Raw genomic sequence first — 14296 nt, forward strand, 5'->3', positions numbered from 1 at the left:
ACCCCACGGGCCGCAGTCCCAAACACCCCACGGCCACGGGACCCGAAGCACCGGGAGGGGCCAGATGATCGAGTGGTGACCCCAGAGGCACGGGCGTACCGTCGAACGGTGGACCAGCGGTGGACGCACCGTCCGCCTACCCTCATGACGAAGGCGTGACGCCTCATGAGCAGCCACCCGCAGCCCGGCTCGGCGACGAGCACAGCCACCCCGGAAAAGGGTGGCGGCGGCAACGCGATGGCCCTGCTGGTCATCGCCTCCTGCCAGCTCATGGTGGTGCTCGACATCACCATCGTGAACATCGCGCTGCCGGACATCCAGCGCGCGCTGGACTTCTCGACCACCAGCCTGTCCTGGGTGGTCAACGCGTACACCCTGACCTTCGGCGGACTGCTGCTGCTCGGCGGGCGGGCCGGTGACATCCTCGGCCGGCGGCGGGTGTTCGTCTTCGGTGTGCTGCTGTTCGCGTTCGCCTCCCTGCTCGGCGGCTTCTCCCAGGACTCCGGCCAACTGCTCGCCGCACGCGCCCTCCAGGGCGTCGGCGGCGCCATCGCGTCCCCCACCTCCCTGGCGCTGATCAGCACCACGTTCCGCGAAGGCCCCGAACGCAACCGGGCGTTCGGCGTGTTCGCCGCGGTCTCGGCGGGCGGCGGCGCGATCGGGCTGCTGATGGGCGGAATTCTCGTCGAGTGGCTGGACTGGCGCTGGGTCCTCTTCGTCAACGTGCCCATCGGCCTGCTGATCGCCTTCGCCACGCCGCGGTACATCAAGGAGTCCGAGCGCCACCCGGGCCACTTCGACATCGCCGGCGCGCTCACCTCCACCGTGGGCATGGTGCTGCTCGTCTACGGCTTCATCAGGGCGGCGCAGGACGGCTGGCGGGACCCGTGGACGATAGGCTCGTTCTGCGCGGCCGTCGTCGTGCTGGCGGCGTTCATCGTGATCGAGCGCCGCTCCTCGCAGCCGATCACACCGCTGCACATGTTCGCCGACCGCAACCGCGCGGGCACCTACGGCATCATGCTCTGCCTGGCCGCGGCGATCTTCGGCATGTTCTTCTTCCTGACGCTGTTCGCACAGAACGTGCTGGACTTCAGCCCGCTGGTGACCGGGTTCGCCTTCCTGCCGGTCAGCGCCGTCATCGCGGTCGGCGCCGCCCTGGCCTCGCGGTTCCTGCCCGTCTACGGACCCAAACCGTTCATGGTGGTCGGCGCGATCCTGGCGGCCGCCGGCCTGGCCTGGCTGACCTTGACCGACGTCCACTCCACGTACGCGGGCAGCATTCTCGGCCCGCTCCTGGTGTTCAGCCTGGGCATGGGCATGGAGTTCGTGTCGCTGACCCTGATGGCGCTGTCCAACGTCGAGGTCCGCGAGACGGGCGCGGCGTCCGGACTGCTCAACGCCACTCAGCAGGTCGGCGGTTCGCTGGGTCTGTCCATCCTCGTCACCATGTTCGGGACGGCCAGCAACAACGAGGCCGAGAAACAGGTCCCGCTGTTCCTCCAGCAGGCGACCCCCCTCGAACGGCTGCGCTTCGAGAGGACGGGGCAACTGCCACCGCCCTACTCGGACGAGATCCTGACCGCGGGTGTGTCCTCGGCGTTCGTCGTGGCGGCGATCTTCGCCGCGGTGGCCGCGATCATCGCCGTCCTCGTCATCCAGGTCCGCCCGTCCGACCTGGAGCGGCTCCAGGGCGGCGGCGTGGGCCCCGGCCCCGGGTGACGTGGGGACCGGGGCAGGCGAAGGGCGTCAGGAGAACAGCAGTTTCCAGGTCAGCGGGCCCGGGAACCCGTCCGCGTCACCGCGCAGTTCCTCGCGGGACTTCTGGAAGTCGCGCACATTGAGCCGGTCGGCCTCGCCCCAGGACCGGCTCGGCCCGACCTTGTAGTGGTCGCCGAAGCCCTCCTCGACCAACTGCCTGCCCAGCACCAGCACATGGTCGTTGACCGCGCCCTCGCGGAAGAACTTGCGGCCCGGGAACACCGGAACCTTCGGCTTGCCCGGCTTCGGCTGCGCACCGGCCGGCGGCTCGTCCAGGTCCAGGTCCGCCCGGGCCCGCCGCAGGATCTCGGTGATGTCGATCCCGCCGGGGTCGCCGTGGTCGTTCTCGGGGACGTGCATATGGCCGCACACCCCGTTGAACGCGGTCCACCTGGCCTTGCTCATGCGCTGGCCGGTCTTGCTGCCGTAGGAGTCGGGGTAGGCCGGCCACGCCTTCGGACCGCTCAGCGGCACGCCGTGCTGCTCGTGCATCCACGACAGGAACCGCGCGACGCCCTCCAGCGCCCAGGCCGGCGCCTCCGGCCAGAACATATGCCGCCGGCCCGCGTTCTTCCACTTGCCGTGGGTCGTCGGATCGCAGGTGCCGACCAGTTCGACCTGGCAGACGTTGAGTGTGTTCGTCTCCACGCCGCCCGCGAGGTTCTGAAGCGCCCGGGAGGAGCACTCGATGTCGAAGTGCTGGAACCAGCGCAGCCGCTTGGTGTCGAGGTCGGGCACCGCGGTCAGGTTCGGGGCGGCGCCACCACCGCCGTAGTCGGGCAGGCTCGTTCCCTCGGTGGTGTGCAGGACGACGACGTTGACCTCCATCGGATCGCCGGGGAAGTCGTCCTGGTACCAGTTCGCGCGGCTGGATCCGGGGTAGCGCTGGGGACCGGTCTTCACACTCATGCGCAGCCTTTCGAGTCATGAGGTGCCCCCGAGCGGCTCCGAGCGGCGCTCGGGGTGTCACTTGATGATGACTCAACTAGCGGCAGCTGCACGGAAGGTGACCGCATCCGGCGGCTTTCGTCCGGACGGTGCCACAACCTGCTCGAGAGCGGTCAGAGGAAGCGGCCGCTCGGCACCGGCCCGGACGACCTCAGGGCCGTGCGCTCGCCCCGCAGCCAGGTGTCGCGCACCGCCGTGGCGAATCCGGCGAACGCCTCGTCGGGGTCGGCCGGCGTCCCGCCGTCGCCCTCGTCGGCGGCGGCCTCGGCGGCCGCGATCTCCTCGGCGATGCGCTCCTCGGGCCGCTCGTCGGCCGGCTCCCGGCGCGGGGTCCCGTCCTCGCCCACGGCCATCCGCTCGCCCCAGGGTGCCACCACCGACTGGTGCAGCAGGGTCACGCTGTCCGCGGTGACCGCCGGGGCGTCGGTCCAGCAGGACGCGTGCTCGTGCAGCACCTGCCCGGGGGCCCGTTCGTGCAACTGCTGGAGGATCTCGGGGCCCTCGGGGGTGTCGAGCAGGCCGTTCAGGTCGTACGCGACCACGACCGTGTCCTCGCGCCCGGGGGCGAAGGGCTCCGCGGGGAGGCCCAGCACGTGCGCCGCGGCGAGGCCGAGGATCCGGCTGTCCCGGTCGGGCAGCAGCGACACCGACCGGGGCCGCAGCCCGGCGGCCGCCGGCAGCGTCCGCAGGCGCAGCAGCCCGCGCAGGCACTGCTCCGGAGTGTCCTGGAGGAACGCGAACCGGCCGGTCATCCCCGCCTCGAAGCCGTACGGCGAGAGCGTGCCGAGGATCGTGCCGCCGATCACGTACTGCCATCCGCGCAGGTCGGCGAGGTCGAGCGGGGTCGTGACCGCGGCGGCACGCTCCAGCATGCGGGTCTGCCGCCGCCGGGGCGGCAGCCACTGGGGGTCCTCCGGGTCGCCCAGCAGCGCGTGCTGGCGACGGGCGAGGGGGAGGTCACCGGCCATCAGGGCGTTGTAGACCAGCAGATAGCGGTCCGGCCAGGGCACGAACCGGTCCTCGTACCGGCCGAGCAGTTCGGCGGCGTCGGCGTGCCGCCCCTCGCGCTCGTACGCCGAGACCAGCTCGCGCATCACGCCCAGGGCGTCCGGGTTGGCGCGCAGCACCTCGCGCAGCGCGGGGACGGCCAGATAGGACACCCCGCGCTCGACACAGGCGTAGCCGTAGGCGTACTGCGCCTTGGCCAGGTCCGGGCGCGCGGCCAGCTCCGAGGCGGCCTGCCGCAGGTCGTCGAACCCGGCCGCCTCCGCGGCGCGCGCGACCACGAGGGCCACCTCGCCGAGCGGCAGGCTGTCGGTGTCCGACCGCAGCTGCCGCAGGGCACCGGGCACGTCGTCCGAGTCCAGCAGCTCCCAGGCCTTGAGGACGTCGGGGGTCTTGGGGCGGCGATTCCTGCGCGAGAACATGCCGAAGATCATCACGGACCGGGGTCCGCGTTCTCAAACAGATTTCCGGGCGGGCGAAAGGGCCGAAGGGATCGAAGGGTGTGCTCCCGAGCCTGCGACCGGGGCGCGTGCCCTCGAACGGATTCCGGACCGTCGGCGCAGGCCCCTCGGGTTCCGGGCCGCCGACGCACGCCCCGGGGCGGCTGCGCGTCAGGAATCCTGGCGCTCGGCCCGCTCCGCGTTCCGCTTCTTGATCCGCACGGTCTCCTTGCGCACCTCGGCCTGCGTGGCGCGCTCCTTCTCCAGCCACTCGGGCAGCTCGGACTTGATCGCCTCGATCTGCTCGGTGGTCAGCGCCTCGGTGACACCGCCGCGGGCCAGGCCCGCGATGGACACGCCGAGCTTCGCCGCGACCACGGGGCGCGGGTGCGGGCCGTTCTGCCGCAGCTCGCTCAGCCACGCGGGCGGGTCGGCCTGAAGCTCGTTGAACTCGGCGCGCGAGACGACCCCCTCCTGGAACTCGGCGGGGGTGGCGGGCAGGTACACACCCAGCTTCTTCGCCGCGGTGGCGGGCTTCATCGTCTGGGCGGTCTGGTGCGACTTCATGCTCTCCAGACTAGACGCCGGGTGACGGGCCCCCGACCACAGCCGGTAACCTGGCGGGGTGACAGGCTCGGCAGCACCCTCCTCGTTCCGGCTCGCGTTCGTACCCGGGGCGACTCCCGGCAAGTGGGTGCGGATCTGGGAAGAACGCCTGCCCGACGTCCCGCTCGCCCTGGTCCCCGTCGAAGCCGCGGACGTCTCGGCCGTGCTGCGTTCCGGCGAGGCCGACGCGGGCATCGTACGACTGCCCGTGGACCGTACGGCCTTCAGCGCGATCCCCCTCTACACCGAGGCGACCGTCGTCGTGGTGCCCAAGGACCACCTGCTCACGGCGGCCGACGAGGTGACCGTCGGCGACCTCGCAGACGACGTGGTCTTCCATCCCCTCGACGACGTGCTCGGCTGGGAGACGCTGCCGGGCAAGCCGGCCGTCGAGCGCCCGGCGACCACCGCCGACGCGATCGAGCTGGTGGCGGCGGGCGTCGGGGTCCTGGTCGTCCCGCAGTCCCTCGCCCGGCTGCACCACCGCAAGGACCTCACCTACCGCACGGTCACCGACGCTCCGCAGTCCGGCGTGGCGCTCTCCTGGCCGGAGGACTCCCACACCGACCTGGTCGAGGACTTCATCGGCATCGTCCGGGGCCGCACGGTGAACAGCACCCGCGGTCGCCCCCGCCCGTCCGGCACGGCCGAGCACGACCAGGCACCCGCGGCCCGCCGCAAGCCCGCACCCGGGGCGAAGAGCGCCCGCGCGGGCGGCTCGAAGACCGCCGGAAGGGGCGGCACGGCCAAGGGCGGCGCCGGAAAGAGCGGTGGCAAGGGCGGCACCGGCCGCGGCAAGCCGCGCCGTCGCTCGTAGCGGCCCGACCTCGGCCCTCGCCGTCCGCCCTTCCCGCGTCCCTTGGCCGGCCGAGCGGCTCGTGCGCCGTCGCGTGCGGGTCGCCGTCGGCTGATCGCGCGGTTCCCCGCGCCCCTCGATGGATCGCGCGGTTCCTCGCGCCCCTCGACAGACCGCCCCCCCGCCACCGGCACCCACCGGCCGCCTCCGGCACCCCCGCTCAGCGTGCCGCCGAGCGGCCGATCGACTCCACCAGCGGCAGCAGCCGGTGCGGCACGCGTTCGCGCAGGGCGACCTCCGTGCGGGTGCGGACGACACCCGGGAGGCTGATCAGCTCCTGGATCACGTCCTCCAGGTGTGCGTTGTCGCGGGCGACCACACGGGTCAGCAGATCGCCGCCGCCCGTGATCGAGAAGGCCTCGACGATCTCGGGCACGGCCGCCAGCGCGTCGCCCACGTCGTCGAGGTGCCCCTGGGTGACCTCGATGTGCACGAACGCCAGCACCGGATGGCCGAGCGCGGCGGGGGAGAGGGCGGGGCCCGTGCCGGTGATCACGCCCTCCCGCTCCAGCCGGTCCAGCCGGGCCTGGAGGGTGCCGCGGGCGATGCCGAGGAGGCGGGCGTACTCGCGCACGCTGGTGCGGGGCTGCTCCAGGAGCAGCCGCAGGATGCGGGTGTCGAGCTCGTCCACGGCCATGGCGCGACGGCCTCCTCATCACTTGTTGATCTTCATCGACTGTACCAACGGCCCCGCGCCCCGCGACCCGGCTGGACCAGGAACCGTGGTCCGTTGGCACGATTTCGGCCGAACTGGCAGCCCTGAGGCTGAGCCATTGGCCCATCGCACGAGTGCCGACTTGAGCCAGTGGCGGCGGGGATGCTGTCATGGAGTCGTCGATGGCGCTGCGGATTCCGCGGCGCCTTTTTCATGCCGGTCGTACGGGCGCCTCCTCGGCGCCTGTCCGGGCCTGCCGTCACAAGGGAGCGAAAGCAGTGCTGAAGACGATGTTCGTGGCTCCGGATCCGGGGCGGACGCGGCTGCGCTTCGCCACCCGGGCCGTCCTCGGCATCGGGCTCGCCGTGGTGCTGTGCGGCCTGGCCGGACACTCCCTGCTCGGCGCCCTCATCGGCGGTCTCGCCGCGCTGCTCGCCCTGTTCACGGTCACCGACGCCACGGTCCGGGGGCAGGCGGTCACCACCGCCCTGCTGCCCGCCGTCGGCCTGCCGGTGCTCGCCCTCGCCGCCGAGCTGCACGACCAGCCGGTCGCCCGTGACCTCGCCTTTCTCGCGGTCGTCGGCGCCGGGGTGTACGCCCGCCGCTGGGGGCCGCGCGGCCACAGCCTCGGCGTGTTCGCGTTCATGACGTACTTCATCGCCCAGTTCCTGCATGCCACGCCCGGCATGCTGCCCGAGCTGTACGCCGCCGTCCTGCTGTCCGTCCTGACCGCCGCGGTGGTGCGTTTCGGGGTGTGGTGCTATGAGCGCCGACTGCCCCCGCCGCCCGCCGTCGCGCCGCCCGGCGGCACCGGCCTGGCCCGCATCACCACCCGCCAGGCCGTGCAGGCCACCGCGGGTGCGGGCTTCGCCCTGTTCGTCGGCCAGCTGGTGTCCGGGCATCGCTGGTACTGGGCCGTGGGCGCCACCTGGTGGATCTTCGTCAACACCACCTCGCGCGGCGAGACCCTGGTGCGCGGCTTCCGCCGGGTCCTCGGCACCGTGATCGGCATCGGCCTCGGCCTGCTGGTCGCCGTACCCGTGCAGGGCGACCCGGTGGTCTCGTCGGTACTGCTCGCCGCCTGTGTCTTCGGCATCTTCTACACGGCCCCCGTCTCCTACACGTGGATGATGCTCTGCGTGACGCTGCTGGCCTCCCTGCTCTACGGTCTGCTGGACCTGCTCGACCCGGCCCTGCTCGCGCTGCGGCTGGCCGAGACGGGCGTGGGCGCTCTCGGTGCCGTGCTGGCCGTGCTGTTCGTTCTGCCCGTCACCACGCACGCCGTGACCGACGCCTGGATCCAGCGCGCCCTGACCTGTGTCCACGCCTGCACCGCCGAGGCCGCCGCCCGGCTGGCCGGGGTCCCGGGCGCCGACCCGGCGCCCCGGGTCGCCGAACTGGAGCAGATGCTCGGACGGGTACGGCTCGCCGTCGCGCCGCTCGTCCACCCGCTGAACCCGATGCTCGTCCGCAAGGGCCGCGCCCTGCGTGTCCTGGCCCTGCTGGACGACTGCGCCCGTGAGATCCGCGGCCTGGTCGCCGTCGCCGCCGACCCGGAGGCCTCGCAGGACGCCCGGCTCGCCAGGGCCTGCCACCGCGTCGAGGCCTCGGTCGAGGCGCTGATCGCCAGCCCGGCGAGCAAGGGCCGCGAGCCCCGCCCCGCCGGCTCCCCGGCCGTCCGGCCGCCCCAGGTCGGCGAGCCCGCCCTCGCCCACCTGCACGGTCTCGAACACGCCCTGGCCGAACTGGCCGCTCCCCTGCGGGCCCCCTCGGGCTCGCCGCTCGTGGGGGCGTGAGGCGGGCGCCCATGTGGGCGTGCCGGGCAGCTTTCCGCCGCGACGCGCTGGTGGGGGGCGTGAGGCGGGCGCGCACGAGGGCGCGCCGGAGAGCTGTCCGCCGCGACGCGCTTCATCCAGCCCCCCACACGCATCGATCCGGACGTGCCCCGCGTTCTCAACCCCCTTGGTCTAGACCGCAGGTGCTACCGTCGCCCGGGACGGGCAGTCGACCGACAAGGGGACAGCGGTGGCAGACGGCGGCAGGCGCAGGGCGTTCATCGGGTCGTTCACGGCCGCGGGCGGCCCAGGCGTGATCATGGCGGCCGTCGACACCTCGGACGGCTCGCTGGCCGTCCTCGGCGGCGTGAACGGCGTGCCCGACCCGTCCTATCTCGCCCTCGCGCCCGACGGCGGCACCCTCTACGCGGTCAGCGAGACCGCCGAGGGCGCGGTCGCCGCCTACCGGGTGACCGGCGAAGCCCCCGAGCCCGTCGGCAGGCCCGTGCCCGTCGGCTCCGGCCCCACCCACCTCAGCGTCTTCGGCGGCCATCTGCTCACCGCCGACTACGGCTCCGGCAGCGTCTCCGTCGTCCCCCTGCGCCCCGACGGCACCCTGGAAGGCCTCGTCTCCGCGGTGCTCCGGCACACCGGCTCCGGCCCCCACACGCCCCGCCAGCAGGGCCCGCACGCCCACCATGTGCAGCCCGACCCCAGCCGCCGCTGGGCGGTCAGCGTCGACCTCGGCACCGACTCCGTGCGGGTGTGCACCCTGGCCGACGGCCGTCTGGCACTGCACCGGGAGGTCGCCCTGCGCCCCGGCTCCGGCCCCCGCCACCTGGCCTTCCACCCCGAGGGCGACCGCGCCTACGTCGTCAACGAGCTCGCCCCGACGATCACCTCCTGCCGCTGGCACGCCGCCGACGGCACCCTCAAGCCGCTGACCGAGACACAGGTCCTGCCGGGCGCGCCGGACGGCGACGCGTACCCGTCGGGTGTCGTCGTCTCGCCCGACGGCCGGTTCGTGTGGACCGCCGTACGCGGCGAGGACGTGCTGTGCGTGCTGGCCGTCGAGGGCGAGAGTCTGCGCCTGGTCGGGACCGTGCCCTGCGGCGGACACTGGCCGCGCGCGCTCACCGAGGCCGACGGCTACCTCTACGTCGCCAACGAACGCTCCGGCGACGTCACCTGGTTCCGCCTCGACCCGGACACCGGTCTCCCGCGCCGCGCCGGATCGGTCCGGGTCCCCGCCGCCTCCTGCGTCGTCGTCGGCTGACCCCGCGGCCGTCCGTACACGCCGAAGGGCCCGCCCCGGTCGGGGGCGGGCCCTTGTCGTACGACGTGGAACGGGTGCGCGGGTCAGCGCAGGGGCGTGCCCTGCTGCGCCGGCGAGGCGATGCCGAGGGCCTGCGTGTACTGGGCCAGGGCGAGCTTGCCGATCGCCGGGTACGGGCCGAGCGCATCGGCGGCGGCGCAGCCGGCCTCCGCGGCGGCGGCCTCGATCAGCGAGGCGTCGATCTCCGGGCCGATCAGGTACGGCGCGAGCGCCAGCTGCTGCGAACCCGAGGAGCGAAGCTGGTCGGCGACGGCCGCGATCGAGCCCTCCTGGTCCAGCGCGGCCGCCATCACGGGCACGGCCAGACGCGCGGCGAGCAGCATGCCGGTGATGCCGGCGGCCTGCACGGCCTCCTCGCCACCCACCGAGGCGAGGATGATGCCGTCCGCGGCCGTGGCCACGGTGAACAGCCGGGCGCGGTCGGCGCGGGCCAGACCGGCCTCGGACAGCCGCACGTGCAGGCCCTCCGCGAGCAGCGGGTGCGGGCCCAGCACGTCCGTCAGGTCGGCGGCGACCCGGCTGTCCATCACGGCCTGGCGGACCTGGCGCAGCAGCGCGCTGTCCGGGCCGGCGAGCAGCGGCACGACCACCGCGACGGGACCCTCGGGCTCCTTGACCTCCACACCCGCGGCGAGCGCCTGCTCGTAACGGGCGGTGCGCTCGTCGGCGGCGTGCGCGAGCACGACCTTCAGCGACGGGAACTCCGCGTCGTCCCCGTCCACGAACCCGATACGGGCGTCGAGCCCGGGGAGCTCGGAGCGGGCGATGCTCACGATCTCCTCGGCGAGGCCACGGGTGGCGGCGCTGGGCGTGCCCGGAACCGCAAGAACGAGCGCGGGTGCGCCCTCGGGAGCCGCCACCGGCTCGGGTCGGCGGTGCCGCCCGGGCTGGCGGGGGCGCGGCATTCGTACAGGCAGGCCGGACACGGGCCCAGTGGGGGAGCTCATGGCGCCGCATGTTACTGGCTTCCTGGGCTCCCCTGTTCGGGGAGGGGGCAGGTGAGCGGTATCCGTCCCGTTTTGTCTGATCAGTTGTGATGAGTTACGTACGAATTCGGCACGGTTGGTGCGCGCTTCAGTCCCCGTTCATGCGCACGACCAGCAGCATTCGCTCGTCACCGGGCAGAGTGAGCTCGTCCGCGGCGAGAGCCGTCGCGATCCGCATCGCGCCCAGCAGCGGGTCACCCTCGGCCGGAACGCGTCCGACGTGCGGCAACCGTCGCGCCAACGCCTCGTCCAGGGGACCGAGCAGGGGCGCGCCCATCCGGAACAGACCGCCGGTCAGCGCGAGTACGGACTCGCCTTCGGCAGGGCAGACCGCCACCGCGGAGTCGGCGATGTGGTGTGCCGCGTCCCGCAGGATCCCGGCCGAGACCCGGTCCTCGTCCGCGCAGGCGGCGACGTGCGGTGCGAAGGAGGCGAGGACGGCCGGCCGGTCCGGACGCGGATACAGCTCCGCGGGCAGCCCCGGCATCGGCCCGAACATCTCCTCCGCCCGCGACAGCAGCGCCGAGGACCCGCCGTCGCGGCCGTCGTGGGCGCGCAGCGCGGCCTCCAGTCCGGCGCGGCCGATCCAGGCGCCGCCGCCGCAGTCGCCCAGCAGATGGCCCCAGCCGTCCGCCCGCCGCCAGTGCGAGAGGTCCGTACCGATCGCGATCATGCCGGTGCCCGCCGCCACCACGGCTCCGGCGCGCGGGCCGAGCGCCCCGGTGTACGCGGTCACGGCATCGGCGGCGAGCACGGCGGCCCGGGTGCCGAACTCGCGTCGCAGCGCCCCCGGCAGCCCGGCCCGCAGCCCGTCGCCCAGTGTGCTCAGCCCGGCCGCGCCCACGGCGGCCGTACGCAGCTCCGTCACACCTGTCTCGGCCGCCAACGACCGCACCAGCGGGAGTAGTTGTCCCATCAGGTGGTCCGTGTCGATCCCCTGGGGACCGGTGCGCACGGGCACGGCCGACTCCCGCCGCGCCGACACCCTGCCGTCCGCGGTCCCCACGACGACCCGCAGGCCCGACCCTCCGGAGTCGACGGCCAGACAGCCGGTCGAACCCCGGGACGCCGCGCCCCTTGGCCGGGTCACGGCAGGCGCCAGTCCACGGGCTGCCCGCCCTGGCCGATCAGCAGGTCGTTGGCCCGGCTGAACGGACGGGAGCCGAAGAAGCCGCGGTCGGCCGACATCGGGGACGGGTGCGCGGACTCCACCGAGGGCAGACTGCCCAGCAGCGGACGGAGATTGCGGGCGTCACGGCCCCACAGGATCGACACCAGCGGCTTCCCGCGCGCGGCGAGGGCGCGGATCGCCTGCTCGGTGACCTCCTCCCAGCCCTTGCCGCGGTGCGCGCCCGGACTGCGCGGTGCCGTGGTGAGGGCCCTGTTGAGCAGCAGCACGCCCTGGCGGGTCCACGGCGTGAGGTCGCCGTTGGACGGCTGGGGCAGCCCCAGGTCGGAGTGCAGCTCGCGGAAGATGTTGATCAGGCTGCCGGGCAGCGGCCGTACCTCCGGGGCCACCGAGAACGACAGCCCGACCGCGTGCCCCGGAGTCGGGTACGGGTCCTGCCCGACGATGAGGACGCGGACCTCGTCGAAGGGCTGCTGGAAGGCCCGCAGGACGTTCTGCCCGGCCGGTAGGTAGGTGCGCCCCGCGGCTATCTCCCCGCGGAGGAAGTCGCCCATCCCGGCGATCTTTCCGGCCACGGGCTCCAGGGCGCTCGCCCAGCCCGGTTCGACGATCTCATGCAACGGTCGTGGTGCCACGGCGTCACCCTACTGCCGTACAGGGCACGGCGATCAACCGGTGGCCAAGGGCCGGCCGCCTCACGCGACCACCGCGGCCCGCACACACAGCACGTCGGGCAGATGCGAGGCCAACTGCCGCCAGCTGTCGCCGTCGTCGGCCGACGCGTACACCTCGCCGTTGCGGTTGCCGAAGTACACGCCCGCCGGGTCCGCGTCGTCGGTGCACAGCGCGTCGCGCAGCACGGTGCCGTAGTGGTCGCCCTGCGGGAGTCCGGCCGTCAGCGGCTGCCAGGTCTCGCCCGCGTCCCGGGTGCGGAAGACGCGGCAGCGGTGGTCGGCCGGGACCCGGTCGGAGTCGGCGGTGATCGGGAACACGTAGGCGGTGTCGCCCTGGTGCGGGTGCGTGGCCATCGCGAAGCCGAAGGTGGACGGCAGGCCCTTGCCGATGTCGGTCCACCGCCCGCCCCCGTCGTCGCTGCGGTACACGCCCCAGTGGTTCTGGAGATACAGCCGGTCCGGGTTCACCGCGTCCCGCGCGACCTTGTGCACGCACTGCCCGAACTCGGGGTCCGGATCGGGCAGGAACACCGCGGAGACACCGGAGTTGGACGGCGCCCAGCTCGCGCCGCCGTCGCCGGTGCGGAACACCCCCGCCGTGGACACGGCCACGGTGACCGCGGCCGGGTCGCGCTCGTCGGTCAGGACGGTGTGCAGGCCCTCGCCGCCCCCGCCGGGCACCCACTGGGAGCGGGTCGGGTGCTCCCACAGCGGTCGGACGAGGGCGAAGCTCTCGCCGCGGTCCTCCGAGCGGTACAGCGCGGCCGGTTCCGTCCCCGCGTACACCACGCCCGGTTCGGCCGCCGCCGGGTGCAGCTGCCACACCCGCTCCAGCGAAGCCCCCGTGTCCTGGGGGAACTTGACCGCGGGCGCGGCCGGTTCGGTCCAGGTCCGGCCGAGGTCGTCCGAGTGGAACACCGACGGGCCCCAGTGCGCGCTGTCGCCGCCCGCGAGCAGGCGTGTGGTGCCGCCGCTGGTGTCGATCGCGACCGAGTACACGGCCTGCGCGTTGAAATAGGGACTTTCGTCGAACTCCCAGGCGCCTTCGCGCCGGCGCCCGATGAACAGGCCTTTTCGGGTACCTACGGCGAGCAGTACTTCGGTCATGCCGATCACCTCCGCGACGTCTTCGTCTCAGACACCGGCCAGTCTGCACCCCACCACTGACAGTCATCTGTGGACGGCCGTCTCCGCAGGTCAGCGCGTGTCGGGCGGTAAGGCCCGCGATCGCCCGGGACCGCGTGAGGACCCCTTGCCGACCCCCGCGGAGCTCGCCGCGCGCCACCGCCGGGGCGCGGGGCCCGCCCTGAGCATCGGCGGGCCGGCGCCCGTATGGGACGGCGACGGGGTGGATCGAGCGCTCGTGAGGAGGCGGCCCTCGATGAGGCTGCGGGGTCGGAGGGTTGGGCACGTGTGGCTGTGGCGCTGGCGGCGCAGCCCGTTGCGGCGGCGGTCCGACGTGGTCGAGGGCTGGGTGCTGCTCGTGGCCTGGACGCTCACCGTGCTGTGCGGGGTGCTCGCGGGCCTGACGGCCGCCGGTTCCGTGGAACGGGGGCTGGCGCGGGAGCGCGCGGAGTGGCGGCCCGTGACCGCCCGGCTGACCGAACGCGCGCCCGGTGTGCCCGCCGGGCCCGGCGCGGCGAGCGGCTCCCGGGTGTGGGCCGGGGTCGGCTGGCGCGCACCGGACGGATCCCCGCGGTCCGGTCAGGCCCGGGTCGGGCCGGGCACCGCGGCGGGGACCGCGGTGAAGGTCTGGACGGACCGGCAGGGCCGCCTCGTCGGCGAGCCGGCGGGCGCCGCCGAGGCGCGGGTGCGCTCCGCGCTGGTCGGCACCCTCATCGGCCTCGGTGCCGCCATGGTCCCCTTCGCCTGCGGCCGCGCGGTCCGTGACCGGCTGGAGTGCCGGCGGCTCGACCAGTGGGAGACGGACTGGGTCCGCTTCGACCCGCTGTGGGGCCACCGGACGGGCTCGGGTCCGCACGACGCCTGAGCGGCGGGGCGGGGCGGGGGCGCGGCTGGGGCTGGGGTGGGTGCCGGCGTGGGGCAGCGTCCGCGACCGGCGTTTCCGCTCCGGTCGCGAACCTCCGGCTCGGGCGGTCGCTTGCCCCGCCCTCGCCCTGCCCCC

The 14296-nt window shown here is 73.9% G+C and carries 13 protein-coding genes; 5 read left to right on the forward strand and 8 right to left on the reverse strand.

Going from position 1 to position 14296, the window contains the following annotated elements; all coding sequences use genetic code 11:
* Positions 1-165: 165 nt before the first annotated feature.
* Positions 166-1722, forward strand: coding sequence for an MFS transporter (locus tag ACZ6SQ_RS22155; protein WP_469564686.1), 1557 nt, complete (start codon positions 166-168; stop codon positions 1720-1722).
* Between the two features lie 27 nt (positions 1723-1749).
* Here ACZ6SQ_RS22155 and ACZ6SQ_RS22160 read toward each other — a convergent pair whose 3' ends face one another.
* From ACZ6SQ_RS22160 to ACZ6SQ_RS22170, 3 genes are all read right to left on the reverse strand, one after another.
* Complete coding sequence (locus ACZ6SQ_RS22160; protein ID WP_469564688.1) at positions 1750-2670, reverse strand: peptidoglycan-binding protein; 921 nt, start codon at positions 2668-2670, stop codon at positions 1750-1752.
* Positions 2671-2822: 152 nt separating this feature from the next.
* Entirely contained in the window at positions 2823-4136 is a 1314-nt protein-coding gene (locus ACZ6SQ_RS22165; RefSeq protein ID WP_469564690.1) for a tetratricopeptide repeat protein, read from the reverse strand.
* A gap of 189 nt (positions 4137-4325) precedes the next feature.
* Entirely contained in the window at positions 4326-4721 is a 396-nt protein-coding gene (locus ACZ6SQ_RS22170) for a DUF5997 family protein (protein ID WP_469564692.1), read from the reverse strand.
* Positions 4722-4779: 58 nt separating this feature from the next.
* On the opposite strand from ACZ6SQ_RS22170, the gene ACZ6SQ_RS22175 reads away from it, so the two are divergent.
* On the forward strand, positions 4780-5577 hold the full coding sequence (locus ACZ6SQ_RS22175) for a LysR substrate-binding domain-containing protein (protein WP_469564694.1): 798 nt from the start codon (positions 4780-4782) through the stop codon (positions 5575-5577).
* 199 nt (positions 5578-5776) lie between these two features.
* Here ACZ6SQ_RS22175 and ACZ6SQ_RS22180 read toward each other — a convergent pair whose 3' ends face one another.
* A complete protein-coding gene (locus tag ACZ6SQ_RS22180; protein WP_386378712.1) occupies positions 5777-6253 on the reverse strand; it encodes an Lrp/AsnC family transcriptional regulator in 477 nt (158 codons plus the stop codon).
* A gap of 296 nt (positions 6254-6549) precedes the next feature.
* Here ACZ6SQ_RS22180 and ACZ6SQ_RS22185 point away from each other — a divergent pair, with 296 nt between their 5' ends.
* Both ACZ6SQ_RS22185 and ACZ6SQ_RS22190 read left to right on the forward strand, forming a co-directional pair.
* On the forward strand, positions 6550-8067 hold the full coding sequence (locus ACZ6SQ_RS22185) for an FUSC family protein (protein ID WP_469564697.1): 1518 nt from the start codon (positions 6550-6552) through the stop codon (positions 8065-8067).
* A 229-nt stretch (positions 8068-8296) separates the two neighbouring features.
* On the forward strand, positions 8297-9322 hold the full coding sequence (locus ACZ6SQ_RS22190; RefSeq protein ID WP_469564699.1) for a lactonase family protein: 1026 nt from the start codon (positions 8297-8299) through the stop codon (positions 9320-9322).
* An 83-nt stretch (positions 9323-9405) separates the two neighbouring features.
* Here the strand turns inward: ACZ6SQ_RS22190 and ACZ6SQ_RS22195 are convergent, their stop codons facing one another.
* From ACZ6SQ_RS22195 to ACZ6SQ_RS22210, 4 genes are all read right to left on the reverse strand, one after another.
* On the reverse strand, positions 9406-10329 hold the full coding sequence (locus ACZ6SQ_RS22195; protein WP_469564701.1) for a sirohydrochlorin chelatase: 924 nt from the start codon (positions 10327-10329) through the stop codon (positions 9406-9408).
* A 127-nt stretch (positions 10330-10456) separates the two neighbouring features.
* Positions 10457-11458 carry an N-acetylglucosamine kinase gene (locus tag ACZ6SQ_RS22200; protein ID WP_469564703.1) on the reverse strand — a complete coding sequence of 334 codons (1002 nt, stop codon included), beginning with the start codon at positions 11456-11458 and terminating at the stop codon, positions 10457-10459.
* Positions 11455-12132 carry a uracil-DNA glycosylase gene (locus ACZ6SQ_RS22205; protein ID WP_469564705.1) on the reverse strand — a complete coding sequence of 226 codons (678 nt, stop codon included), beginning with the start codon at positions 12130-12132 and terminating at the stop codon, positions 11455-11457. Before ACZ6SQ_RS22205 ends, ACZ6SQ_RS22200 begins: the two co-directional genes overlap by 4 nt.
* 60 nt (positions 12133-12192) lie before the next feature.
* Positions 12193-13278 (reverse strand): WD40/YVTN/BNR-like repeat-containing protein, encoded by a 1086-nt coding sequence (locus ACZ6SQ_RS22210; RefSeq protein WP_469564707.1) that lies wholly within the window; start codon positions 13276-13278, stop codon positions 12193-12195.
* Between the two features lie 274 nt (positions 13279-13552).
* On the opposite strand from ACZ6SQ_RS22210, the gene ACZ6SQ_RS22215 reads away from it, so the two are divergent.
* Positions 13553-14161 carry an Rv1733c family protein gene (locus ACZ6SQ_RS22215; protein ID WP_469564709.1) on the forward strand — a complete coding sequence of 203 codons (609 nt, stop codon included), beginning with the start codon at positions 13553-13555 and terminating at the stop codon, positions 14159-14161.
* Positions 14162-14296: the final 135 nt, after the last annotated feature.

The organism is Streptomyces sp. NPDC048600 (genome assembly GCF_055587025.1).